The following is a 23,086-nucleotide window of genomic DNA, read 5'->3' on the forward strand; positions in this document are numbered from 1 at the left end:
CAAAGTGAGCGCGTTGGCCGTCTATTTCTTCGGAGGTGCGTGATGAGTATCCGCTCGCTGGGGTACCTGCGTGTCGAGGCCACCGACGTGGCGGCCTGGCGGGAATTCGGGCTGAAAGTCCTCGGCATGACCGAGGGCAAGGGCAGTGCTGCTAGCCCGGAAGGTGCGCTGTATCTGCGGATGGACGACTTCCCCGCCCGGCTGGTGATCGTGCCCGGTGAGCGCGACCGGTTATTGGAATCGGGTTGGGAATGCGCGAACGCGGAAGGGCTGCAGGAGATTCGGCGGCGTCTCGACGCCGAGGGCACACCGTACAAAGAAGCCACCGCCGCCGAGCTGGCCGATCGCCGCGTCGACGACATGATCCGGTTCGCCGATCCGTCGGGCAACGGCTTGGAGGTGTTTCACGGCGTGGCGCTGCAGCACCGCCGGGTGGTGAGCCCGTACGGGCACCGGTTCGTCACCGGCGAACAGGGCCTCGGGCATGTGGTGTTGTCGACCAAGGACGACGCCGAGGCGCTGCACTTCTACCGCGACGTGTTGGGTTTCAAGCTGCGCGACTCGATGCGGCTACCACCCCAGATGGTCGGTCGGCCCGCCGATGGGCCGCCGGCCTGGCTGCGGTTCTTCGGCTGCAACCCGCGTCATCACAGTCTGGCGTTCCTGCCGATGCCCGCCCCGACCGGCATCGTGCATGTGATGGTCGAGGTGGAAAGCGGTGACGACGTCGGGCTGTGCCTGGACCGGGCGTTGCGGCGCAAGGTGCCGATGTCGGCGACTCTGGGCCGGCACGTCAACGACAAGATGCTGTCCTTCTATATGAAGACGCCCAGTGGGTTCGATGTGGAATTCGGCTGTGAGGGACTGCAAGTCGACGATGGAGATTGGATCGCCCGGGAAAGCACCGCGGTCAGCCTGTGGGGCCATGACTTCACGGTCGGCACGCGCGGACAGTAATGGCGCGGTGATGGGTGAAGCGTTCGTGGACCCGCGCATGTTCCGTGACGTGCTGGGTCAGTTCTGCACCGGCATCACGATCATCACTACCATGCACGACGGCGTCCCGGTCGGATTCGCCTGCCAGTCGTTCGCCGCGTTGTCCCTGGAACCTCCGTTGGTGTTGTTCTGTCCGACCAAGGTGTCGCGGTCCTGGCAGGCTATTGAGGCCAGCGGGCGGTTTTGCGTGAATGTGCTCACCGAGAGGCAGAAGGACGTCTGCGCGCGGTTCGGGTCCGCCGAGGCTGACAAGTTCGCCGGAATCGACTGGGAAGTGTCGCCGTTCGGGTCGCCGGTCATCGCCGGGTCGCTGGCCCACGTCGACTGCACGGTCGCCGCCGTCCACGATGGCGGCGACCACTTCGTGGTGTTGGGGGCGGTGCAATCGCTGTCGGAGGCGCCGAGAATCAAACCGCGACCGCTGTTGTTCTACCGCGGCGACTATACCGGTATCGAACCGGACAAGACCACGCCGGCGCAGTGGCGCGATGATCTGGAAGCTTTTCTGACTGCTACCACCGACGACACCTGGCTGTGACGGACGGGCTGCCGAGCAAACGTATTGGGATGGCGGCGGTTGCCGACCTGAACGCGCGACACGCATCCCGGACCGGAGACGTCGATCTCGGCTGTCGAAACACGCGATTGGTTGGTCAGTAGGCGAACAGCCCCCGACAACGCACGTTCGCTTATTCCCACCGGCTCGTCGCCGGTCAGGGCGCCACCGACCCAGGTCCGGTATGCCTCGCGATCAACTGTGCTGCCCCGCGGATGGCGAATATGCAGACGTTCACGTCGCGGAGGCGAAGGTCCTCGCCGCGAGAACGTCCCGATCGCTTGGCGCAGTACTCAACGACGCGCTGCGGGCAATGTTCCGACGCCATGTCGAGGAAACCGCATGCGAAGAGTTTCGGCTGCCGACGCACGGCAGCGGAGGTTTGCAGCCCGGTGTGTCCGGGCCTCGCTCAGGCAACGGTCAGCCGGTGATGGCGTCGATGAGGGTGGCCAGATGCGACGGTGACAACGCCACACCGCACTGGTTGCGCATATCGCTCAGCGGCTGCGCGATCCTCTGCAGATCCATCAGTTCACCGACGTGGCCGGTGAAGTAACCCCGAACCGAGTTTCGGGCCTCCTCTGGCGTTTGGCTGGCCGCAGTAGTCAGGATGCTGTTGGCCTCCGGGTGGCTGCCCAGGTAGTTGCCGGCTTCGTTCAGCACTCCGCTGGCGGTGGTCGCCAACCCGCCCGCCGTGCAGGTGTCGGGTTGAGCACCGGCCGCCGGCGACATGGCTCCCGCCGCCACCTCCGCCGCCGCAGCTCCAATAACGCCGGCAGCCAGTGCACCGAACACGATGCGGTACGCGGACGTTGCGGATCTCCTCATGGCCCTCATTCCAGTGGTCCCTTCGTCTGAGTGCCCCGGATGGTTTGTGCCGGGCACGCGGTAAAACCTACCGTAGCTTCCCGAACCGCCCAGGCCGGCTAACACCGATTAGCCCCGCTGCCACTTGCCCATGCGGCGCAGGCCCTCTTCGACGTCAGCGGTCGGGCCGGCGAACGAGAGCCGCACGAACGCGTTGCCCCGCTGCGTGTCGAAGTCGATCCCTGGAGCGATCGCGACCCCGGTGTCGGCCAACAGCGCGGCACAGTACGACGCCGAATCGTCGGTGAAGTCTGAGACGTCGGCGTAGACGTAGAACGCCCCGTCGGTCGGGGCGAGCCGATCGATGCCGAGGTCGCGCAGCCCGTCGAGCAGCAACCTCCGGTTGGTCGCGTACTGGCGCAGATGCCCGTCGGCCTCGGCGACCGACGCCGGGGTGAACGCCGCAACCGCCGCGTACTGGGCCGGCGCCGGCGGGCAGATGGTGAAGTTGCCGGTCAAGCAGTCCACCGCTCGCCGCAGCGTCGGCGGCACCAGCAGCCAGCCCAACCGCCAGCCGGTCATCGCAAAGTATTTGGAGAAACTATTGGCTACCACCGCGTTTCGCGATGTCTGCCAGGCACAGCTGGTGTGCGGTGCGCCAGGGTAGACCAACCCGTGGTAAACCTCGTCGCTGACCAGTCGCACACCTGCGTCGTCGCACCAGGATGCGATCGCGGCCAGTTCGGCGGGCGGGAGCACCGTTCCGGTCGGGTTGGCCGGGCTGGCTACCACCACACCGGCCACGGGCGGATCGAGTTCGGCGAGCATCTGCACGGTGGGTTGAAAGCGGGTCTGCGGCCCGCATTCGATCTCGACTACGTCGCAACCGAGCGCGGAGAGGATATTGCGGTAACACGGGTATCCGGGACTGCTGATCGCCACGCGGTCGCCTACGTCGAAGCAGGCCAGAAACGCCAGCAGAAATCCGCCCGAGGATCCCGTCGTCACCACGACGTCGTCGACATCGATCTGCAACCCGTAGCGATCCTGATACGAGGCCGCGATCGCGGCGCGCAGTTCCGGGATGCCCAGTGCCATTGTGTAGCCCAGCTGGTTGCGCTGCAGCGCCGCTGCCGCCGCGGCACGCACCGGCTCGGGGGCGCCCGCGCTGGGCTGGCCGGCCGACAGGTTGACCAGATCGCCGCGGATGCGCTGACGTTCGGCGGCCGCCTGCCACACGTCCATCACATGAAACGGGGGGATGCCGGCGCGCAGGGCGATTCGATCGTTCACGCGGTGACGCCTAAAAAGGTGAACGGGTCGGAAGCGGTGAAATTCGCCGAGATTTCGCCGGCGAACGTGTTGGACTCGTCGCGGCCGAGATCCAGCTTTCGAACCGCAGACCTCTCGGCGAAATCGAGCTTGTTCAGGTCAACCCAGAACACGTTCGGCGTCAACGCGGATTCGAAGAAGTACAGCTTGTGGGTGTGGTGGGCCACCGTGCGCCACCGTGTTGACGAGATATTCGGCTCATCGGGTGTGGCGATGCCGAACGGCACCGAGACGTTGCGCACCACACTCAACACCGACGCGATTGCGATTTTCGGGTCTTCGGACTTCGGCACGGCATTGACGTAGAACGCAGCGCGGGCAAACCGGTCAGCAGCCCGGTTGGTGCCGGGCAGCATCACGGTACCGCCGACCTGTTCCCAGTAGGCGTTGACCGCGAGTTGCTCAGCGAAGATTGGCGAATTCGTCATCACCTGATAGTCGCGGCTGTGGTGAATGATCTGGTGCCCGTCGATGTATTCCACGATCGCGCTGTCGCCGCTCGCATCCGACAGTGACAGATGCAGCGTGGCCAGCCGCTCTTCTCCGGGTACCCCGTCGGTCACCACGTCGAACGGCTCGGCGTTCAGCGCGTCGACCGCTTCAGCCACGGTCGCAAAGTTGTCGAGTACGTACTGTGCCCAGGCGGCGATGGTCAGGCCCGGCCGGATACCGTCGTATTTCGGGTACTCCGACTCGGCCAGCCACAACAGGTTGGCCGACAAACCCGCCTCGTTCAAACCGTCGGTGGTGCACACGTCGTAGGCGGTGGCCACCACGCTGCCATATTTCGCGGTCCATTCAACCGAGTTCGCCCCCGCCTGCCCGGTTCGCTTCATCCCGCGGGGCAGCGCCCACAGGTTGGTCGACAGGTCCAGCTTCCAGTCCATCGATCGTCCCGTGATGATGTTGCCGGCAACGCCTAGATACACCAGTCGTGTACACATACGTCTACCCTACGGGTGCTTACAACACCACCGCTTCCAGTCGCCGCAGATGTTCCTGTGGTGGTCCCAGCAGCAGCGAACTGCCATGCGCCCGCTTGAAATACAGTTGGATGTCGCTCTCCCAGGTGATGGCGATGCCACCGTGCAGCTGGATGGCGTCGGCGGCTACCGCCGAGAACGCTTCGCTCGCGGTGACCCTTGCCAAGGCCGCCGCTGTCGGCGACGGATCGGTTACCGCGTCGTCGACCACCGCACGAGCAGATTGCACGGCGACATGCAGGTCGGCCATCCGGTGTTTGAGCGCCTGGAAGCTGCCGATCGGTCGGCCGAACTGCACCCGGCTCTTGGTGTAGTCGACCGTTCGCCGCAGACAGCGAGCCGCGGCGCCGATCTGTTCGGCGGCCAGCAGGATCGCGGCACAGTCGGCGATTCCGGGGTCGGGTCCGATCGCTGCGGTCTCCCCGGGTGTGACCCGGCCCAGCCGGCGAGTGGGGTCCATCGTGGGAACAGCGCTGGCGGTGAATGTGGTCCATCGGGTCAGCTGGTCTCCGTCTGCGCCGATGACGGCATCGGCCGGTCCGACCAGGTCACCGTTGACCACGTAGTCGGGGTCGAAGACGACCGCCCCGATCGCAGCTCCCCGCGCCAGCCGTTCCAGCGTCTCGACGTCCGGTTCCGGCACGGCGAGTAAGGCCAGTTCTGCGAGTGTGGTGCCCAGTAGGGGAGTGGGCACCAGCGCCTTGCCCAGCTCCTCGAGTACGACGGCGGCGTCGGCCAGTTCGCCGCCGGCACCGCCGAACTCCTCGGGCACCACCAGCGCGGCGGCGCCGACCTGCTCGCACAGCAGCTGCCAGAGTGATTCGTCGTAGCCGCGGGGGGATGCGATCGCCGCCCGCACCGCCGCCGGGGTGGCATGCTTGTCGACCAGCGCGGCGACGGTTTGGCGCAGGAGATCCCTTTCGTCACTCACAGCGCCTCCAGCACGCGGCGGCGATGCACCGCCGGATTTCCCCACGCCGGACGCAGCGCCTGCACCCGCAGCAGCCACAGCGACAGGTCGTGTTCCGCGGTGAAGCCGATGGCGCCGTGGGTTTGCAGCGCGCAGCGGGCAGCCAGCAACGCGGCATCGGATGCGGCCACCTTGGCGGCACTGACATCCCGGGCGGTGTCGGCACAGTTCCCAGCCTTCTCGGCCAGCGTTACTGCCGCGCCGTAGACCAGCGGCCGCGCCAGCTCGATCGCGATGTGCACGTCGGCCAGCTTGTGTTTGACCGCCTGATAGGAGCCGATCACCCGGCCGAACTGAGTGCGTTGTTTGGCGTAGTCGACGGCGGCGTCCAACATCGCCTGGCCGGCGCCGACCAGTTGCGCGGCGGTGGCCAGCACGCCGAACTCATAGGCGCGCGCCACGTCGGCGTCCCACCCGGCACCCGACGCGGTGACCTCGAAGAGCCGGCGGGCTGGGTCGACGCAATCGTGCCGCTCACCGAGCATCGCCTCGCACACCCGTCCGGCCGGGTCGTGGCCGGCGAGCAACACCAACCCGGCTGAATCGGCGTCCACCGCCCGCGGAACATGGGGCGGCAACGCCACGGTGGCCATCAACTCACCGGCCGCCAGGGCCGCGGACCGGTGATCCCCGGCCAGCAAGATCGGCGCCACCGCGATGGATTCGACGATCGGCCCGGGCACACACCAGCGCCCCAGTCGCTCCATCGCTAGCACCAGGTCGACTGGGTGCGCGCCCAGTCCGCCGAGCCGTTCCGGCACGGCCAGCGCGGTGACGCCCAACTCCGCTAGTTGCGCCCAGATCTTTCGCCCCGGCACGGTGTCGCCGGCCGCCCAGGACTGAACCGCGGAAGGCACGTCTGCGGCAGAAAGCGCGGCGTCGATGCTGGCAGCGAAATCGCGCTGCTCTTGGTCGAGATCGAACTTCACTTCTTCTCCCGCGGCAGACCCAGTAGCCGCTCGGCGATGATGTTGCGCTGGATCTCGTTGGTGCCGGCGTAGATCGGCCCACCGAGTGCAAACAGGTAGCCGTCGGCCCAGGAATCGGCCAACTCGCCGTCGGCACCGCGAATGTCCAACGCGGTCTGATGCAGCGCGACGTCGAGGTCGGACCAGAACACCTTGGTCACCGACGCTTCCGCACCCAGCTCACCCCCGGCGGCCAGCCGGGTCACGGTGCCGAACGTGTGCAGCCGATAGGCCTGCGCCTTGATCCACGCATCAGCCACCTGACCTGCGAAGGCAGGTGGGGCTTGCCGAGTCCGCCAGAGTGCCGCCAGTTTCTCGGCCCCGACCAGGAAACGAGCCGGGCTGCGCAGTGACATGCCGCGCTCGTTGCTGGAGGTGCTCATCGCAGCTCGCCAGCCGTCGTTCGGGGTGCCGATGACGTCGGCGTCGGGCACGAACACGTCGTCGAGGAAGATCTCACCGAAGCCGGTGTCACCGCCGAGTTGGGTGATCGGCCGCACCGTGATGCCGTCGGCGTGCAGGTCGAACATGACATAGGTCAGCCCGCGATGCCGTTCCGCCTGTGGGTCCGAGCGGAAGAGCCCGAATGCCTTCTCGCCGAACGGCGCCCGTGAACTCCAGATCTTCTGGCCGCTGAGCCTCCAACCGCCGTCGACCTTGGTGGCCGTCGACCGCAGCGATGCCAGGTCGCTGCCGGACTCCGGCTCCGACCAGGCCTGAGCCCAGATCTCCTCCCCGCTGGCCATCTTCGGCAGAATCCGGGCCAACTGTTCTTCGGTGCCGTGCGCGAACAGCGTCGGGGCCAGCATCGACGTCCCGTTGGCACTGGCTCGTGCCGGTGCGCCCGCACCGAAGTACTCCTCCTCGAACATCACCCATTGCAGCAGGGTGGCGTCGCGGCCCCCGTACCGCTTCGGCCAGCTGACCACCGACAGACCGGCATCGAAAAGCACTCTGTCCCAGCGGCGATGCTGCTCGAATCCTTCGGCCGTGTCATAGGACTTCGTCGGAAACGACGCCCTGTTCGCTGCCAGGAAGTCACGGACCTCGGCGCGAAAGGCCTCCGTGTCGGCGTCGAAATCCAGGTCCATCAGACCTGCTCTCTCAACTGCGGCTTGACCACCTTGCCGCCCGGGTTGCGGGGCAGGGATTCCACAAAGACCACCGATCGTGGCGTCTTGAAGTTGGCCAAATGTTGTCGGCTGTAGGCGATCACCTGTGCAGCGTCCAACCCGGAGCCAGGTCGGCGGATGATGAATGCCCGGCCGACCTCGCCGAGCCGTTCATCTGGCACACCGATCACCGCGGCGTCGGCCACCCCGTCCAAGCGGGCCAGCACCTGCTCAACCTCGGCGGGGTAGACGTTGAACCCCCCGCAGATGTACATGTCCTTGAGTCGGTCAGTGATGCGCAGGTTGCCGGCGCCGTCGATCTGGCCGACGTCCCCGGTGTGCAGCCACCCGTCGGCGTCGATCGCCGCGGTGGTGGCGGCGGGATCGTCGAGGTAGCCGAGCATGACGTTGGGGCCGCGCAGCAGCACCTCGCCGCAATCACCAATGCGCAGTTGGAAATCGGCGATCGGACGCCCGCAGGTGGTGGCCACCGTGACCGCGTTGTCGTCGGGGCGGCACATGGTGGCGAACCCGCCCGACTCGGTCAGCCCGTAGGCGGTGAGCACGATGTCGATGTCCAGCTCGGACTGCATTCGCTCGATCAGCACCGCCGGCACCGTCGCTGCGCCGGTGGCCGCGAAACGCAGTGCGCTCAGGTCGAAGCCGGTTCGATCGGGATGGTCCAACAGAGCCTGGTAAACGGTGGGAGGTCCGGGCAGCACGGTGATCCGGTGCGCCTGCATGGCCCGCAGGGTGCGCAGCGGATCGAAGGTCAGTTGCGGTATCAGCGTGGCGCCGCTCTGCAGGCACGCCAGAATCCCGGCTTTGTAGCCGAAGTTGTGGAAGAACGGGTTGACGCAGAGGTAACGGTCGTCGGCGGTGAGTTTGCCGCAAGCCGCCCAGGCGGCCGGACCCGACAGCGACTGTCGGTGCGCGCACAGCACGCCTTTGCTGCGGCCGGTGGTGCCGGAGGTGAAGAGGATGTCGGACACGTCGTCGGGACAGACCGCGGCGGCGCGGGCATCCACCTGCGCGTCGGACACCTGTGTGCCGGCGGCGACGAACTCGTCCCAGGTTCCGTCCGGCTTTGCTATGGGCACCCGCACCACGTACCGCAGCGCCGGCAACGTGCGGCGGTCCAGCTCGGCCATCCGGTCCACCCCCAGGAACTCGCCCATCGCAACCAGGACATTCGCGCCGCTGCGAGCGAGAATGTCGGCGGCTTCGGCCGCGGTGTAGCGCGTGTTGAGCGGCACGACGGCCCCGCCGGCGTACTGGGCGGCCAGGCAGGCCACCACCCAGTGCCAGGTGTTCGGCGACCAGATCGCCACCCGATCGCCGGGCGTCACACCCAGGGTGATCAGGGCCGCTGCTGCGCGACGCACCTCGTCGCGCAGGCCGGCGTAGGTGAGTCGCCGATCGTCGTCGATCAGCGCGTCGTGGTCGGGAAACTCGTGGGCGATCCGGTCCAGGACTGCAGGGGTGGTCTGCACATCACTGGTCATCGACGCTCCTCCACCGCCGCCTGGCGCCGCCAGGCCAACAAAGCAAGTGCTTGGTAGGTTAGCCTACAGGGGTGCAGCAGGTCGAGGAGTTCCGGGCCGAGGTGCGCGAGTGGCTGGCCGAGAACCTGGTCGGCGAATTCGCCAAGCTCAAGGGTCGGGGCGGCCCGGGCCGCCAGCATGAGGCGTTCGAGGAGCGGCGCTCCTGGAACCAGCATCTGGCGGCGGCGGGTTTAACGTGTTTGGGCTGGCCCGTCGAGCACGGCGGCCGCGGTCTGTCGGTCGCGCACCGGGTGGCGTTCTACGAGGAGTACGCCCGAGCCGACGCCCCGGACAAGGTGAACCACTTCGGGGAGGAACTACTGGGCCCGACGTTGATTGAGTACGGCACCACCGAGCAGCAACAGCGCTTCCTACCCCGAATCCTCGATGTCACCGAGTTGTGGTGCCAGGGCTACTCCGAACCCGGTGCCGGCAGCGACCTGGCCAACGTGTCGACGACGGCGTTACTTGACGGCGACCGGTGGGTGATCAACGGACAGAAGGTGTGGACCTCGCTGGCGCACTGGGCGCAGTGGTGTTTCGTCCTGGCCCGCACGAAGCAGGGTTCACAGCGCCACGCCGGGTTGTCGTATCTGCTGGTGCCGCTGGATCAGCCCGGCGTGGAGATCCGCCCGATCGTCCAGCTGACGGGCGATTCGGAGTTCAACGAGGTGTTCTTCGACGACGCGCGCACCGATGCCGAGCTGGTGGTCGGCGCGCCTGGTGACGGGTGGCGGGTCGCGATGGGAACGCTGACCTTCGAGCGCGGCGTTTCCACGCTCGGGCAACAGATCGTCTATGCGCGCGAGTGGAATGCCGTTGTGGAACTCGCCAAACGCACCGGTGCCGTCGACGACCCGCTGATCCGGGAACGCCTGACTCGCTCGTGGGCGGGCCTGCAGGTGATGCGATCGTATGCGCTGGCAACTATGGACGTCCGACAGCCCGGACAGGACAACGTGTCGAAACTGTTGTGGGCTAATTGGCATCGCGGCCTGGGCGAGCTCGCGATGGATATCTCCGGGAAGGCGGGCATGGTGTTGGACGACGCTGACTTCGACGAATGGCAACGGCTCTACCTGTTCACCCGGGCTGACACCATCTACGGCGGCTCCAACGAGATTCAGCGCAACATCATCGCCGAGCGCGTCCTCGGCCTACCCCGGGAGGTCAGCGGGTGACGTTCGCAGTCGCACCGAAAGAGATTGCCGGACACGGGCTTCTAGCCGGCAAAGTGGTGGTCGTGACGGCCGCTGCCGGCACCGGGATCGGCTCGGCGACCGCGCGCCGGGCACTGGCTGAGGGGGCCAACGTGGTGGTCTCCGACCATCACGAACGACGGCTGGGCGAGACCCGTGACAACCTTGCCGCACTGGGGCTGGGCCGGGTGGAGAGCGTGGTGTGCGATGTGACGTCGACCGCGGCCGTCGACGCGTTGATCGCCGCCACGGTGCAGCGGCTGGGCCGAATCGACGTGCTGGTCAACAATGCTGGATTGGGCGGACAGACCCCAGTGGTCGACATGACCGACGAGGAATGGGACCGAGTGCTGAATGTGACACTGACATCGGTGTTGCGCGCGACGCGGGCGGCGCTGCGCTACTTCCGCGACGCCGGGCACGGCGGCGTGATCGTCAACAACGCCAGCGTGCTGGGCTGGCGCGCCCAGCATTCCCAGTCGCACTATGCGGCGGCCAAGGCCGGTGTGATGGCGCTGACCCGCTGCAGTGCCGTCGAAGCCGTGGAGTACGGGGTGCGCATCAACGCCGTCTCGCCCAGTATCGCCCGGCACGAGTTCCTAGAGAAGACCAGCTCGGCGGAGCTGTTGGATCGGCTGTCCGAAGGTGAGGCGTTCGGCCGGGCCGCCGAGCCGTGGGAAGTGGCTGCCACGATCGCGTTTCTGGCCAGCGACTACTCCAGTTATATGACTGGAGAGGTGATTTCGGTATCGAGCCAGCATCCATGACGCCCATGACACGCCGAGACGAACTTTTGCACCTGGCGGCTACTATGATTGCCGAACGCGGTTTGCGCGCCACCACCGTTCGTGACATCGCCGACTCGGCGGGCATCCTGTCCGGCAGCCTGTATCACCACTTCGCCTCCAAAGAGGAGATGGTCGACGATCTGCTGCGCGGTTTTCTGGACTGGCTGTTCGCTCGGTACCGAGAAATTGTCGACACCGAACCCAACCCGCTGGCGCGGCTCAAGGGTCTGTTCATGGCGTCGTTCGAGGCCATTGAAGACCGGCACGCCCAAGTCGTCATTTACCAGGACGAAGCCAAACGGCTCTCGTCGCAGCCGCGGTTCTCGTATATCGAGGAACGTAACAAAGAGCAGCGTAAGATGTGGGTCGACGTGCTGCGGCAGGGCATCGACGAGGGCTACTTTCGGCCCGATCTCGACGTCGACCTGGTCTACCGTTTCATCCGGGACACCACCTGGGTCTCGGTGCGCTGGTATCGGCCCGGGGGTGCTTTGACGGCCGAGCAGGTCGGCCTCCAATACCTCACCATTGTCCTCGGCGGAATAGTGAAGGAGTCTCACAATGGCTGACACAGATGGGATCTCATCGGCCTACGTCATCGACGCCGTCCGTACCGCGGTCGGCAAGCGCAACGGTTCGCTGGCCGCTGTGCACCCGATAGACCTGGGGGTGGCGGCGTTCCGCGGTTTGTTTTCTCGGGTGAGCGTCGATCCCGGGGCGGTCGACGACGTGATCGTCGGATGCGTCGACGCCATCGGGGGCCAGGCCGGCAACATCGGCCGCAATGTCTGGCTGGCGGCAGGCTACCCCGAGGAGGTCCCCGGTGTTACCGTGGACCGGCAGTGCGGCTCCAGCCAGCAGGCGATTTCCTTTGGTGCACAAGCGATCATGTCGGGGACGGCAGACGTGGTCCTGGCTGGCGGGGTGCAGAACATGAGCCAGATCCCGATCGCCTCGGCAATGGAGGTCGGTAAACAGTTCGGCTTCACCTCTCCGACGAACGAGTCGAAGAACTGGCTGCACCGCTACGGCGACCAGGAGATCTCGCAGTTCCGTGGAGCGGAGTTGATCGCCGAGCGCTGGAACATCTCCCGCGAGGAGATGGAGGTGTTCGCCTTCTCCAGCCATCAGCGTGCGTTGTCGGCGATTCGGGCCGGACAATTCGACAACGAGATCGTCGGTGTCGCCGTGGACGGCGACGAGTTCCGGATCGACGAGGGTCCCCGGGAGACGTCGCTGCAGAAGATGGCGGCGCTGCCGACGCTGGTCGAAGGTGGGAGGCTGACCGCCGCATTGGCCAGCCAGATCTCCGACGGCGCCAGTGCGGTGCTGCTGGCCTCCGAGCAGGCACTCACCGACCATAAGCTCACCCCGAGGGCGCGCATCCACCACGTCAGCGCCCGCGGCGCCGACCCAGTGCTCATGCTGACGGGACCGATTGCTGCCACTCGCCACGCGCTGGACAAGACCGGGCTGTCGATCGGCGACATCGACGTTGTCGAGATCAACGAGGCGTTCGCGCCGGTGGTGCTGGCCTGGCTCAAGGAGATCAAAGCCGATCCGCAGATCGTCAACCCCAGCGGCGGCGCGATCGCGCTCGGGCATCCGCTCGGCGCTACCGGCGCCAAGCTGTTCGCGACGATGCTGGGTGAGCTCGAGCGCACCGGCGGCCGCTACGGGCTGCAGACGATGTGCGAGGGCGGCGGCACAGCCAATGTCACCATCATCGAACGGCTGTAGGGCCAGCTTCCCCTTCTGCCGCGAGGGTGCGTGTCGCCGGTCGACACGCCATGCAGTTAACCGTTTTTGCGCACGCTCGCGAATGAGGTGCCGGTCAGCGGGACAGCCCGGCGATGATGTCGTCGACCGTACGTCGCGCCAGTACGTCCAGGTCACGGCGGATCGCACCGTGCAGCGGTCCGTGCAGGGCAAGTTCGGCGAACCCGTGCACGGCGGACCAGCAGGGCCACTCGGCACCGTGGCGTCGGCGGGTTTGCAGCACCCCGGCATCCACCATGGCGTCGAGGGCGTCGACCAGGGCGCGAAACGGGGGCGGGAGACGCTCGCCGTCGACTGCGGTGAGGCCGGACCCGAAGAATGCCAGCGAGAACCATCCCGGCTCGTCCAGCGCGAATTCGATGTAGCCGAGCCCGACATCGCGCAGCTGATTGCGCACCCGTGTCTCGACTGAACCCCGCCGGCGTGCCGGGCTGACCATGCGCGCCGCCATTCGGTCCTGGATAGCCATCGCAACCGCTCCCAACAGTGCCTCACGGTCGGCGAAGTGACGGTACGCGGCGTTGGGCGAGACACCGACCCGCCGGGTCACTTCCCGGATGGTCAGTGCCTCCGGACCGCCGGCCCGGGTGAGGGCCAGGCCGGCATCGATCAGTGCCGCGCGCAGGTCACCGTGGTGATAACCGGCCCTTGCCCCAGCCAACTCTTGACAACTCCCTGCAGTCGAAGTGTACAGTGTGCACATTACCAATGTTGACAGCGTGAACATGGCAAGGGAGGACGCGCCGTGTCCTAACCCGTCCCAACCCATCTCAGGAGGTGCACGATGACCACCACCAAGACCGGCCTGACCACGATCAGCCTGGTGTGCCTGCCCACACCCGAACAGGACAAGGCGATCGCGTTCTACGAGTCACTCGGTTTTGAGAAGCGCACCGATCAGCCGTTCGGTGGCGGCTACCGGTGGATCGAGGTCTACCCGCCCGAGGGCACCACCGGCATCGCGCTCGCCCCACCGCCACCGCAGGGCGGACCGGTGGAACCGACCGTCACCGGCATCACCCTGACCACCAGCGACATCGACGCCACCCACGAAGCGATGAAGGAACTTGGCGTCGACGTCGAGGAAGAGGTGTCGCGAATGGGCGAGCCGGTTCCACCGATGTTCTGGTTCCGCGACCCGACCGGGCACACGCTAATGGTCGTGGAGTCCTGACCGGTCACTGCACGAAGACCGCCGCGGCCTGCAGATGGGCGATAGCGTCGCTGACGATTGCGTCGATCAGCTCCGCGCACGACGGCAGATCCTCCAAGATGCCGGCCACCTGACCCGACGCCAGCACCCCGGCTTCGGTGTTGCCTTCCACCAGTCCGGCTTTCAGCAGCATCGGGGTGTTGGCTGCCATCAGTACTTGCGACCAGGTGAGCTCCTTGCCGTGCCGCATCGCCAGCCCGTCGCGGACCATCGTCGGCCAGGACACCTGCGACATCTTTTTGAATTTGGCGGCATTAAGCAATGCTGCGGCGAACCGTCGTGCCCCCGAGCCACTTTCCAGCTTCTCGACCAGCCCGGTACGCAGCACCCGGTGCGGCATGCCGTCGACGCGGGTGGTCACGACCGTGCCGTCCAATCCGGACTGCAGATAGCGTTGCTTCACTGAGCCCGGAACGGTGGAATCTGAGGTGAGCAAAAACCGGGTGCCCATGGCCACCCCAGCTGCGCCGTAGCTTAACGCGGCCGCCAAACCGCGGCCGTCGAAGAAGCCGCCGGCCGCAACAACCGGGATACTCACGGCGTCCAGCACCGACGGCAACAGCAGCGTGGTCGCCACCGGCCCGGTGTGTCCGCCGCCTTCGCCGCCTTGCACGATCACCGCGTCGGCGCCCCAGGATGCCACCTTGCGGGCGTGCTTGGCCGCGCCGACCGACGGGATCACCACGGCACCTGCGTCTTTCAGCCGGGCGATCAGCTCAGGCCTGGGTGCAAGCGCGAACGACGCCACCTTCACGCCCTCACGGATCATCAGCTCCACCCGCTCGCCGGCGTCGGTCGCATCGGCGCGGATGTTGACCCCGAATGGCTTGTCGGTGGCCGACTTCACCTTGTCGATCGCGGTTGCCAGCTCGTCGAGCGTCATCGTCGCCGACGCCAAAATTCCCAGCCCGCCGGCGTTGGCGGTCGCCGTCACCAGCCGGGCGCCGGCCACCCAGCCCATTCCGGTCTGCACGACCGGATGCTCGATGCCGATCAGTTCGGTGAGTGGGGTGCGCAACCTCATGCCCTTACCTCTTTGTCGCGCAGTGATTTAGGGTCGATCACGTCTCGGACCAGGTGCAACTCGCCAGGAGTCGGCATTCGGGTCTCGGCTGCATCATCCACGCCGTGGACATCGAACGACGTGTTCTCCCGCACCTGGTCGGGTGCAACGCCCGGATGCAGGGAAACCGCCCGCATGGTGTGGGCGGGCCCGCCGAAGTCGAACACGCCCAGGTTGGACACCACCCGGTGCACGGCGACAAACCGAAACGCCGGGTTGGCGGGATCGACCTTGTCGTAGCCGATGCCGCACACCACATCGACGGCGTCGCAGAACACCCGCGGCGAGTGGTTGCCCACCCAGTAGCTGGTGGCGTGGTTGATGGTGTTACCCGGTGAACCTCGTACGCCGAACATCTGTCGGGTCGGTTGCTGCAGGGGCCCGAACGCCGAGATGTTCTGGTTGCCGTAGCGGTCGATCTGGTTGGCGCCCATCACCACATGCCGGCGACCCCACGCCAACGTCTCGAAGACCCGGCCGAACGGCATCCAGCCCTCGATCGCCCCGGACCCACCCAACGCCGGAGTGTCGGCCAGCAGCAGCGCTTCGCCGTCGGTCAGCAGGATGTCGGGGGAGAAAGTCAGCCGGGCAAGCCGAGCACCGATGGACGCCAGGGTGGTCATGGGGCTGACCATGATCTCGCCGGCGTCGCGAAACAACTCGGCGCAGGCTATCGCGCACACCTCGGCGCGAGTGGGGGAATCCGTCATGCCCGCTTCCCGAACTTCCGGACCGCCGCCTGGTAGTCATCCTCGCTGCCGGACAGATAGGTCGCCGCGAACTGCGCCCAGCTGTCGTCGGATTTGGCGGCTTCAGCGTAGTGGCGCTGGAATTTCTCGTCGCGGCCGTAATCGGCTGCGCCGGTGGTGAAGTGCGCACCGCCGGGTGCGTACACCACCGCGTCGACCATCATGCGGTTCACCAACAGGGCCTGGTGCGGCACCGACTTGACCAGCTCCTCGGTCGGTACCACCTGTTCCACCGACAGGAACCTCCGATCGGCGGCCATCAGGAACAGGTCATCGAAGTACGGGTCGACGCCGGTGTAGGCGGCGTTGCCCCGGGCGTCACCGAGGTTCAGGTGCACGAATGCGGCGTCAAGGTGCAGTGCCGGCATCGCGACCAGGGTCTCGTGTCCGCCGTCCGGCGCGGGGTAGGGACTGGTGACCGTCGCCAGCTCGTCGCCGAAGAAGTCGGGAACCGAGCTGCCCAGACCGGCGCGGATCGGCAGGAACGGCAGCCGCTGCGCGGCAGCTTGCAGTCCGCAGCGCAGCATGCCCTCGTCCATCTCCCGGGCTTCGATGGCGCCGGACGTGCGTGCCCGTGCGAACCAGGGGTCGTAAAACGGCGGCGAATCCAGCGAGACGAAACCGTAGTAGACCTTGCGGACGTTGCCAGCCGAGCACAGCAACCCCAGGTCCGGCCCGCCGTAGGTGACCACCGTCAGATCCTTGACGCCGGTGCGCAGCATCGCGCGCACGAACGCCATAGGCTTGCGTCGCGACCCCCAGCCGCCGATGCCGATCGTCATGCCGTCGCGCAACTCGGCGACGGCATCGTCAAGCCTCGTCAGCTTGTCGGTCACTTCTTCTCCACGAACGCATCCCGGTGCTCGTCGGCAACCCCGGCGAGGTTGAGCTCGAAGGTGAAGCCCTGTTCCATGCGGTAACTGGCGTTCACCCGCTGCACGTCGATGAAGTTCAGCGCCTCCTTGGCGGCGCGGATCACCCGGGTGTCCTTGGCGGCGATGTCGCGGGCAACCCGCAGCGCAGCCTCGTCGAGCTGATCACGCGGCACTACCTCGTGCACCGAGCCGAAGTGGTGCAGGGTAGCGGCATCCACGGTGGCGGCGGTGAAGAACAGCCGGCGCAGCATGTGCTGCGGCACCAGCCGGGACAGGTGCGTGGCCGCACCCAGCGCACCGCGCTCCACTTCCGGCAGTCCGAAGGTGGCGTCGTCGGAGGCCACGATCACGTCGGCGTTGCCGACCAGACCGATGCCGCCGCCCAGGCAGAAGCCGTGGACGGCGGCCACCACCGGTACCGCACATTCGTAGACCGCGCGAAACGCCGCGAAGCAGCCGCGGTTGGCGTCGATCAAGGCGGTGTATCCCTGGCCGGCAGCTTGGGTGCGCTGCATCTCCTTGATGTCGACGCCGGCGTTGAAGCCACGCCCCGCAGCCCGCAGGATCACCACATGGGTGGTCGGGTCGGCGCCGGCGGCGGTGATGGTGTCGGCCAGCTCGAACCAGCCGCGCGAGGGGATGGCGTTGACCGGGGGATAGTCGACGGTGACCGCGACTATTCCCGATCCAGAACCCGATCCAGAGCCCGGTTCGACGGTGGTGGACGTGATCGTCATACGCACTTCCTGTGGAGCGGGTACCTGAGCAAGCATTTGCTTGGTACGCTAGCACAGTGTCCACGGTGACCGAAGAGATTAACCTCGGATTGGACGGTCGGGTGGTCCTGGTGACCGGCGGAGTCCGTGGCGTCGGCGCCGGGATCAGCTCGGTCTTCGCCGACCAGAAGGCAACGCTGGTGACCTGCGCCCGTCGCCCGGCTGACAGCTTGCCCTATGAGTTCCACGCCTGCGACGTTCGTGACGACGACGCCGTCAAGGCCCTGATCGACACGATCGTGCAGCGACACGGCCGGCTGGACATCGTGGTGAACAACGCCGGCGGCTCCCCGTACGCCCTGGCCGCCGATGCCTCGGCCAACTTCAGCCGCAAGATCGTCGAGCTGAACCTGCTCGGTCCGCTGCAGGTTTGCCAACACGCCAACGCGCAGATGCAGACCCAGCCCACGGGTGGGTCGATCGTCAACATCTCCAGCGTCAGCGGTCACCGGGCCAGCCCCGGCACCTCGGCCTATGGGGCGGCCAAGGCCGGCGTGGACAACCTCACCGCCACGCTGGCGGTGGAGTGGGCGCCCAAGGTCCGGGTGAACTCGGTGGTGGTCGGCATGGTCGCAACCGAACAGGCCGAACTGTTCTACGGCGACGCCGATTCGGTGGCCGCCGTCGCGGCCACCGTGCCGCTGGGCCGGCTGGCCAGACCCGACGACATCGGCTGGGCGACAGCGTTTCTGGCTTCCGATATCGCCTCCTACATCAGTGGGGCAACCCTGGAAGTGCACGGCGGGGGCGAATCGCCGGCATACCTGCAAGCATCGAGTGCCAACAAGTAAAAGGGACACACTTCTATGGGGCTTCTGGACGGGCGGGTGGTCATCGTCACCGGCGCCGGCGGTGGAATCGGGCGAGCGCATGCGCTGGCGTTCGCCGCAGCAGGTGCGACGGTGGTAGTCAACGACATCGGTGTCGGCCTGGACGGGTCACCCGCCGGTGGCGGCAGCGCTGCGCAGGGCGTGGTCGATGAGATCGTCGCGGCCGGAGGTGTTGCGGTGGCCAACGGCTCCAACGTCGCCGACTGGCAGCAGGCGGAGGCGTTGATCCGGGCCGCGGTGGATAACTTCGGCGGCCTGGACGTGCTGGTGAACAACGCCGGCATCGTCTGCGACCGGATGCTGGCCAACACCAGCGAGCGGGAGTTCGATGCCGTCGTCGCCGTACACCTCAAGGGGCACTTCGCGACCATGCGGCATGCAGCCTCCTACTGGCGGGGGTTGGCCAAGGAAGGCAGAAGCGTTGATGCCCGGATCATCAACACCACTTCCGGCGCCGGCCTGCAGGGCAGCGTCGGGCAGGCCAACTACAGCGCCGCCAAGGCCGGAATCGCCGCGTTGACGCTGGTGGCCGCAGCTGAGCTGGGCCGCTACGGCGCGACGGTCAACGCGATCGCCCCGTCGGCGCGCACCCGGATGACCGAAACCGTGTTCGCCGAGATGATGGCCAAACCCGACGAGGGATTCGACGCGATGGCCCCGGAGAACATCTCGCCGCTGGTGGTGTGGCTGGGCAGCGCAGAGTCGCGCGGGGTCACCGGCAAGGTGTTCGAAGTCGAGGGCGGCATCATCCGGGTCGCCGAGGGCTGGGCACACGGCCCGCAGGTCGACAAGGGTGCCAAGTGGGATCCCGCCGAGCTGGGCCCCGTCGTCGCCGACCTGCTGGCCACGTCGCGGCCTGCGGTTCCCGTCTACGGCGCTTGACGACCGTCACCGTGTCGAAACTGTGACGTCTCCTCCACCTGAGCATCAAGTCTGCCTGTTCGCCATCGATCAGCGGCTACGGTAGCATCCGTCTGTCCGCTCATTGAGCGTCGGTCGCGGCTGTTGTAGCGCATCTACATCCTGGAGGAACGCATGCCGACGATCGACATGGTTGCCTCTGCGTCGCCAAAAATGGTGCCGAGCCAGCGGCCTCCGCACCCCGGCGAGTCCATGCCGATGTTTGCCTGGGTTAGCGTCGCCCTCTTTTTTGGCTCCCTCACTGTGTTTGTGGCTGCCACGGTCGCCGCGGTCGGGGGATACGCGCCGATCTGGATTGCGATCCCGTTCAATGCCGCGGTCGTGTACGGCATGTTCGGGGCGGCCCACGAGGCGTTGCACAACACCGTCTGCTCAGTGCGATGGGTGAACACGGTAGTCGGGCGAGTTGCCTGGATTTTCGTCGTGCCTTTGCTCGTGCCCTTGTTTTCTTTGCCGGCATTCACCTACATCCATATGGAGCACCACCGGCATACCAACGATCCCGACAAAGACCCTGACATGTTCGCCTCCCATGCACCGGCTTGGCAGCTGCCGTTCCGATGGGCGTTGATAGACGTCTTCTACGCGGTCTGGTACGTCCGTCGCCTGCGGGAACGGCTACACCGTTCCTGGCGCCGTCCGGTGGCTGAGCTCACCGAAACGGCATTCGTGTTCGCTATAGGCATTGCCGGCATCAGCGTCGCAGCTGTCACCGGACACTTTTGGACCGTCGCGATCGTCCTGTTGATCCCGCAGCGCATCGGCTTGATGGTCATCGGCTGGTGGTTCGACTGGCTGCCTCACCATGGACTGGAACTGACGCAACGCGAAAACCGTTACCGGGCAACCCGGGTCAGGATCGGTATGGAGTGGCTGCTAAGCCCGGTGCTGCTGATGCAGAACTACCATCTGATGCACCACCTGTATCCGGGGTTGCCGTCCTATCGCGCGCCGCAGATATGGCGGCGCAACGAGGAAGCATTCCTGCGTCGCAATGCCGCTATTTCGACCGCCTTCGGTCGGCAACTGAATTGTGATGAGTTCCGCGGACTGAAGCAGGGTAGCCGCGAAAGCGCCTCAACGGGTTAACGGGTCGCAGATCGCGATCGGGGTCACCCGGTCGGCCTTTCATAACAGGCTGGGAGACCAGTGCCCCCGCGCCGAACGTGAAGCTGTTGCCAGATCTGGGCCGATTTTTCGCAACAGCTTCACGCTCGGTGGCCGTGGGCTCGGTGGCCGTGGGCTCGGTGGCCGTGGGCTCGGTGGCCGTGGGCTCGCCGAGCCACGACAGTTAGATCCGTTCGATGATGGTGGCGCCCGACAGGGCGCCGCCGGCGCACATGGTGATCAACGCGGCGGTCTGGTCGGTGCGTTCGAGTTCGTGCAGCGCGGTGACGATTAGCCGGCTGCCGCTGCAGCCGACCGGATGACCCAGTGCGATCGCTCCGCCGTTGACGTTGACCCGATCCATGTCCGGCTGGAGGACGTTGGCCCAGGACAGCACCACCGACGCGAACGCCTCATTTATTTCGATGACGTCGATGTCGCCGATCTTCATGCCCGCCTTCTCCAGCACCTTCGCGGTGGACTGCACCGGTCCGTCGAGGTGGTAGTAGGTCTCGGCGCCGACGAGCACCTGGCTGACGATCCGCGCTCGCGGTGTGAAGCCCAGCGCTTTGGCCCTGTCTTCATCCATCCACAACAGCGCTGCGGCGCCATCGGAGATCTGCGACGACGTGCCCGCGGTGTGGATAGCGCCCTCGATGACCGGCTTCAGCTGGGCCAGGGTCGCCATGGTGGTGTCGCGCAGACCCTGGTCACGACTGACCGTGTGCCGCTCGGCGGTGGGCCGTTTGTTCTCGTCGAGCACCGGCGCCTCGATCGGCGAGACCTCGCGGTCGAACCGACCCTCGGCCCAGGCCTGCTTGGCCAGCTGCTGGGACCGCACGCCGAAGGCGTCGACGTCGGCGCGGGTGATCCCGCGGCGCTTGGCGATCCGCTCAGCGGCGTCGAACTGGTTGGGCAGGTCGATATCCCACGATTCCGCGCGCCAGTTGTGCTCCGGGCCGGCGCTTTCGCCTAGGCCGACACGGCTCATCGCCTCGACCCCGCACGCGATGCCGACGTCGATGGCGCCGACGGCAATCAGGCCGGCGACCAGGTGGTTGGCCTGCTGACCGCTGCTGCACTGGCAGTCGACGGTGGTGGCGCCGACGTGTTCGGGCAGGCCTGCAGTGAGCCACGCGGTCCGGGTGACGTTGTTGGACTGTTCGGCGTACTGCGTCACACAGCCGCCGACGACCTGTTCGACGTGGCCTGCGTCGATGCCGGCCTTGCCCACCAGCGCCTTCTGCACCGCGCCGAGCAGTTCGGTCGCATGCAGCCCCGATAGCCAGCCGTTACGCTTGCCGATCGGACTGCGGGTAGCTTCGACGATTACTGGATTCCCCATGTCATCAACCTAGAACACGTTCCAGTACTCTGACAAGCGACGATACGTCGTCGCATTTTGTCCACCTCGAGGCCATGTTTTACTGGGTCACGTTGTATGGAGGAGTAGACGCATGCCGATTCCCGATCAGGCCCCTACCCTTCCCGCAGGGTTCGACTTCCTCAACCCCGACATCAACGTGCAGGGCCTTCCGGTCGAGGAGTTCGCCGGGCTTCGCCGCGCGGCGCCGGTCCATTGGGTCGACCAAGCACCCGGCAAGGGTGGCGGGTTCGACGACGGCGGCTACTGGGCGATCACCAAACACAGCGACGTCAAAGAGGTTTCATTGCGCAGCGACGTCTTCTCCAGCTACCAGAACTGCGTCATCCCGCGTTTCGAAGACGACATACAGCGGGAGAACATCGAAGTTCAGCGGTTCGTGATGCTGAACATGGATGCACCGCATCACACTCGGCTGCGCCGGATCATCTCCCGCGGTTTCACACCGCGGGCGATCGAACGGCTGCGTGACGAGCTCGACAAGCGAGCGCAGAACATCGTCAGAGCGGCCGCAGATGCCGGCTGCGGTGACTTCGTCGAGCAGGTGTCGTGCGAGTTGCCGCTGCAGGCGATCGCCGGTCTGCTCGGGGTGCCGCTGGAAGACCGCGACAAGCTGTTTCGATGGTCCAACGAAATGACCGGCAGCGAAGATCCCGAATACGCCGACATCGACGCGCAGGCCTCATCGCTGGAACTGATCGCCTACGCCATGCAGCTGGCCGCCGAGAAGGCGCAGAACCCGGGCGAAGACATCGTCACCACGCTGATCAACGCCGACGTCGACGGCGAGAAACTCTCCGACGACGAGTTCGGGTTCTTCGTGGTGATGCTGGCGGTGGCCGGCAACGAGACCACCCGCAACTCGATCACCCACGGGATGATCGCGTTCTGCGAGCACCCAGACCAGTGGGAGCTGTTCAAGAAGGACCGCCCGGTGACCGCCGCCGACGAGATCGTCCGCTGGGCCACCCCGGTGACCTGTTTCCAGCGCACCGCGCTGACCGACTATGAACTGTCCGGGGTGCAGATCGCCAAGGGGCAGCGGGTGGTGATGTTTTACCGCTCGGCCAACTTCGACGAGGAGGTGTTCGACGACCCGTTCACGTTCAACATCTTGCGCGACCCCAATCCGCA

The 23,086-nt window shown here is 66.3% G+C and carries 24 protein-coding genes; 11 read left to right on the plus strand and 13 right to left on the minus strand.

All coding sequences use genetic code 11. From position 1 onward, the window contains the following. Positions 1-42: 42 nt before the first annotated feature. Both hsaC and hsaB read left to right on the plus strand, forming a co-directional pair. A complete protein-coding gene (gene hsaC, locus AC2VOP_RS01365; protein ID WP_486959295.1) occupies positions 43-957 on the plus strand; it encodes an iron-dependent extradiol dioxygenase HsaC in 915 nt (304 codons plus the stop codon). A 10-nt stretch (positions 958-967) separates the two neighbouring features. Beyond that, positions 968-1,534: a 3-hydroxy-9,10-secoandrosta-1,3,5(10)-triene-9,17-dione monooxygenase reductase subunit gene (gene hsaB, locus AC2VOP_RS01370; protein WP_486959296.1), complete on the plus strand. Its 567-nt coding sequence runs from the start codon at positions 968-970 to the stop codon at positions 1,532-1,534. Positions 1,535-1,972: 438 nt separating this feature from the next. On the opposite strand, the gene AC2VOP_RS01375 is transcribed toward hsaB, so the two are convergent. From AC2VOP_RS01375 to fadD3, 7 genes are all read right to left on the minus strand, one after another. Beyond that, positions 1,973-2,380, minus strand: coding sequence for a hemophore-related protein (locus AC2VOP_RS01375; protein WP_486959297.1), 408 nt, complete (start codon positions 2,378-2,380; stop codon positions 1,973-1,975). A gap of 108 nt (positions 2,381-2,488) precedes the next feature. Then, complete coding sequence (locus AC2VOP_RS01380; protein ID WP_486959298.1) at positions 2,489-3,652, minus strand: pyridoxal phosphate-dependent aminotransferase; 1,164 nt, start codon at positions 3,650-3,652, stop codon at positions 2,489-2,491. After that, positions 3,649-4,635, minus strand: a complete 987-nt coding sequence (locus AC2VOP_RS01385; protein ID WP_486959299.1) for a linear amide C-N hydrolase — start codon at positions 4,633-4,635, stop codon at positions 3,649-3,651. Before AC2VOP_RS01385 ends, AC2VOP_RS01380 begins: the two co-directional genes overlap by 4 nt. Before the next feature lie 19 nt (positions 4,636-4,654). Beyond that, a complete protein-coding gene (gene ipdE2 / locus AC2VOP_RS01390; protein WP_486959300.1) occupies positions 4,655-5,605 on the minus strand; it encodes an acyl-CoA dehydrogenase IpdE2 in 951 nt (316 codons plus the stop codon). Further along, positions 5,602-6,573, minus strand: a complete 972-nt coding sequence (locus AC2VOP_RS01395) for an acyl-CoA dehydrogenase family protein (protein WP_486959301.1) — start codon at positions 6,571-6,573, stop codon at positions 5,602-5,604. The genes ipdE2 and AC2VOP_RS01395 overlap by 4 nt, the downstream gene beginning before the upstream one ends. Next, positions 6,570-7,703 carry an acyl-CoA dehydrogenase family protein gene (locus tag AC2VOP_RS01400; RefSeq protein WP_486959302.1) on the minus strand — a complete coding sequence of 378 codons (1,134 nt, stop codon included), beginning with the start codon at positions 7,701-7,703 and terminating at the stop codon, positions 6,570-6,572. The genes AC2VOP_RS01395 and AC2VOP_RS01400 overlap by 4 nt, the downstream gene beginning before the upstream one ends. Further along, the gene (fadD3, locus tag AC2VOP_RS01405) at positions 7,703-9,229 is read right to left on the minus strand and encodes a 3-((3aS,4S,7aS)-7a-methyl-1,5-dioxo-octahydro-1H-inden-4-yl)propanoate--CoA ligase FadD3 (protein ID WP_486959303.1); all 1,527 of its coding nucleotides are present in this window, start codon (positions 9,227-9,229) and stop codon (positions 7,703-7,705) included. The genes AC2VOP_RS01400 and fadD3 overlap by 1 nt, the downstream gene beginning before the upstream one ends. 71 nt (positions 9,230-9,300) lie before the next feature. Between fadD3 and ipdE1 the strand changes: the two genes are divergently transcribed. Genes ipdE1 through fadA6 form a run of 4 tightly spaced genes read left to right on the plus strand, consistent with a single transcriptional unit; the run spans position 9,301 to position 12,995 of the window. Then, entirely contained in the window at positions 9,301-10,449 is a 1,149-nt protein-coding gene (gene ipdE1, locus AC2VOP_RS01410; protein WP_486959304.1) for an acyl-CoA dehydrogenase IpdE1, read from the plus strand. After that, positions 10,446-11,234, plus strand: coding sequence for a (5R,7aS)-5-hydroxy-7a-methyl-1-oxo-2,3,5,6,7,7a-hexahydro-1H-indene-carboxyl-CoA reductase (gene ipdF / locus AC2VOP_RS01415; protein ID WP_486959305.1), 789 nt, complete (start codon positions 10,446-10,448; stop codon positions 11,232-11,234). Before ipdE1 ends, ipdF begins: the two co-directional genes overlap by 4 nt. After that, positions 11,231-11,824 (plus strand): TetR family transcriptional regulator KstR2, encoded by a 594-nt coding sequence (kstR2, locus tag AC2VOP_RS01420; protein ID WP_486959306.1) that lies wholly within the window; start codon positions 11,231-11,233, stop codon positions 11,822-11,824. Before ipdF ends, kstR2 begins: the two co-directional genes overlap by 4 nt. Positions 11,825-11,834: 10 nt before the next feature. Continuing rightward, complete coding sequence (fadA6, locus tag AC2VOP_RS01425) at positions 11,835-12,995, plus strand: steroid 3-ketoacyl-CoA thiolase FadA6 (protein ID WP_486959319.1); 1,161 nt, start codon at positions 11,835-11,837, stop codon at positions 12,993-12,995. Positions 12,996-13,089: 94 nt separating this feature from the next. Here the strand turns inward: fadA6 and AC2VOP_RS01430 are convergent, their stop codons facing one another. Then, positions 13,090-13,695 carry a TetR/AcrR family transcriptional regulator gene (locus tag AC2VOP_RS01430; RefSeq protein WP_486959307.1) on the minus strand — a complete coding sequence of 202 codons (606 nt, stop codon included), beginning with the start codon at positions 13,693-13,695 and terminating at the stop codon, positions 13,090-13,092. Positions 13,696-13,818: 123 nt separating this feature from the next. Between AC2VOP_RS01430 and AC2VOP_RS01435 the strand changes: the two genes are divergently transcribed. Then, complete coding sequence (locus AC2VOP_RS01435) at positions 13,819-14,208, plus strand: VOC family protein (RefSeq protein WP_486959308.1); 390 nt, start codon at positions 13,819-13,821, stop codon at positions 14,206-14,208. A gap of 4 nt (positions 14,209-14,212) precedes the next feature. On the opposite strand, the gene ipdC is transcribed toward AC2VOP_RS01435, so the two are convergent. The 4 genes from ipdC to echA20 are packed head-to-tail and all read right to left on the minus strand — an operon-like array spanning position 14,213 to position 17,671. Then, positions 14,213-15,271, minus strand: coding sequence for a (3aS,4S,5R,7aS)-5-hydroxy-7a-methyl-1-oxo-octahydro-1H-indene-4-carboxyl-CoA dehydrogenase (ipdC, locus tag AC2VOP_RS01440; protein WP_486959309.1), 1,059 nt, complete (start codon positions 15,269-15,271; stop codon positions 14,213-14,215). Next, a complete protein-coding gene (gene ipdB / locus AC2VOP_RS01445; RefSeq protein ID WP_486959310.1) occupies positions 15,268-16,020 on the minus strand; it encodes a cholesterol ring-cleaving hydrolase subunit IpdB in 753 nt (250 codons plus the stop codon). Before ipdB ends, ipdC begins: the two co-directional genes overlap by 4 nt. Then, on the minus strand, positions 16,017-16,895 hold the full coding sequence (gene ipdA / locus AC2VOP_RS01450; RefSeq protein ID WP_486959311.1) for a cholesterol ring-cleaving hydrolase subunit IpdA: 879 nt from the start codon (positions 16,893-16,895) through the stop codon (positions 16,017-16,019). Before ipdA ends, ipdB begins: the two co-directional genes overlap by 4 nt. After that, a complete protein-coding gene (gene echA20 / locus AC2VOP_RS01455) occupies positions 16,892-17,671 on the minus strand; it encodes a (7aS)-7a-methyl-1,5-dioxo-2,3,5,6,7,7a-hexahydro-1H-indene-carboxyl-CoA hydrolase (protein ID WP_486959312.1) in 780 nt (259 codons plus the stop codon). The genes ipdA and echA20 overlap by 4 nt, the downstream gene beginning before the upstream one ends. A 56-nt stretch (positions 17,672-17,727) precedes the next feature. Between echA20 and AC2VOP_RS01460 the strand changes: the two genes are divergently transcribed. The 3 genes from AC2VOP_RS01460 (at position 17,728) to AC2VOP_RS01470 (ending at position 20,550) form a co-directional block, all read left to right on the plus strand. Next, positions 17,728-18,501: an SDR family oxidoreductase gene (locus AC2VOP_RS01460; RefSeq protein ID WP_486959313.1), complete on the plus strand. Its 774-nt coding sequence runs from the start codon at positions 17,728-17,730 to the stop codon at positions 18,499-18,501. A 15-nt stretch (positions 18,502-18,516) separates the two neighbouring features. Beyond that, positions 18,517-19,422, plus strand: a complete 906-nt coding sequence (locus AC2VOP_RS01465; protein ID WP_486959314.1) for an SDR family oxidoreductase — start codon at positions 18,517-18,519, stop codon at positions 19,420-19,422. A 153-nt stretch (positions 19,423-19,575) separates the two neighbouring features. After that, the gene (locus tag AC2VOP_RS01470) at positions 19,576-20,550 is read left to right on the plus strand and encodes a fatty acid desaturase (protein ID WP_486959315.1); all 975 of its coding nucleotides are present in this window, start codon (positions 19,576-19,578) and stop codon (positions 20,548-20,550) included. A 202-nt stretch (positions 20,551-20,752) separates the two neighbouring features. Here AC2VOP_RS01470 and AC2VOP_RS01475 read toward each other — a convergent pair whose 3' ends face one another. Continuing rightward, positions 20,753-21,913, minus strand: coding sequence for a steroid 3-ketoacyl-CoA thiolase (locus AC2VOP_RS01475; RefSeq protein ID WP_486959316.1), 1,161 nt, complete (start codon positions 21,911-21,913; stop codon positions 20,753-20,755). A 112-nt stretch (positions 21,914-22,025) separates the two neighbouring features. Here AC2VOP_RS01475 and AC2VOP_RS01480 point away from each other — a divergent pair. Beyond that, on the plus strand, positions 22,026-23,086 hold a 1,061-nt coding region (locus AC2VOP_RS01480), incomplete at its 3' end, for a cytochrome P450 (protein WP_486959317.1).

Source organism: Mycobacterium sp. TH-M106 (assembly GCF_057473765.1).

Bases quoted from the DNA above. Each gene is read 5' to 3' on its own strand.
- AC2VOP_RS01375 (WP_486959297.1), bottom strand. From the start codon at position 2,380: ATGAGGAGATCCGCAACGTCCGCGTACCGCATCGTGTTCGGTGCACTG.
- fadD3 (WP_486959303.1), bottom strand. From the start codon at position 9,229: ATGACCAGTGATGTGCAGACCACCCCTGCAGTCCTGGACCGGATCGCC.
- AC2VOP_RS01465 (WP_486959314.1), top strand. From the start codon at position 18,517: ATGGGGCTTCTGGACGGGCGGGTGGTCATCGTCACCGGCGCCGGCGGT.
- hsaC (WP_486959295.1), top strand. From the start codon at position 43: ATGAGTATCCGCTCGCTGGGGTACCTGCGTGTCGAGGCCACCGACGTG.
- ipdC (WP_486959309.1), bottom strand. From the start codon at position 15,271: ATGAGGTTGCGCACCCCACTCACCGAACTGATCGGCATCGAGCATCCG.
- AC2VOP_RS01385 (WP_486959299.1), bottom strand. From the start codon at position 4,635: ATGTGTACACGACTGGTGTATCTAGGCGTTGCCGGCAACATCATCACG.
- echA20 (WP_486959312.1), bottom strand. From the start codon at position 17,671: ATGACGATCACGTCCACCACCGTCGAACCGGGCTCTGGATCGGGTTCT.
- AC2VOP_RS01470 (WP_486959315.1), top strand. From the start codon at position 19,576: ATGCCGACGATCGACATGGTTGCCTCTGCGTCGCCAAAAATGGTGCCG.
- AC2VOP_RS01475 (WP_486959316.1), bottom strand. From the start codon at position 21,913: ATGGGGAATCCAGTAATCGTCGAAGCTACCCGCAGTCCGATCGGCAAG.
- AC2VOP_RS01400 (WP_486959302.1), bottom strand. From the start codon at position 7,703: ATGGACCTGGATTTCGACGCCGACACGGAGGCCTTTCGCGCCGAGGTC.
- ipdB (WP_486959310.1), bottom strand. From the start codon at position 16,020: ATGACGGATTCCCCCACTCGCGCCGAGGTGTGCGCGATAGCCTGCGCC.
- AC2VOP_RS01435 (WP_486959308.1), top strand. From the start codon at position 13,819: ATGACCACCACCAAGACCGGCCTGACCACGATCAGCCTGGTGTGCCTG.
- kstR2 (WP_486959306.1), top strand. From the start codon at position 11,231: ATGACGCCCATGACACGCCGAGACGAACTTTTGCACCTGGCGGCTACT.
- hsaB (WP_486959296.1), top strand. From the start codon at position 968: ATGGGTGAAGCGTTCGTGGACCCGCGCATGTTCCGTGACGTGCTGGGT.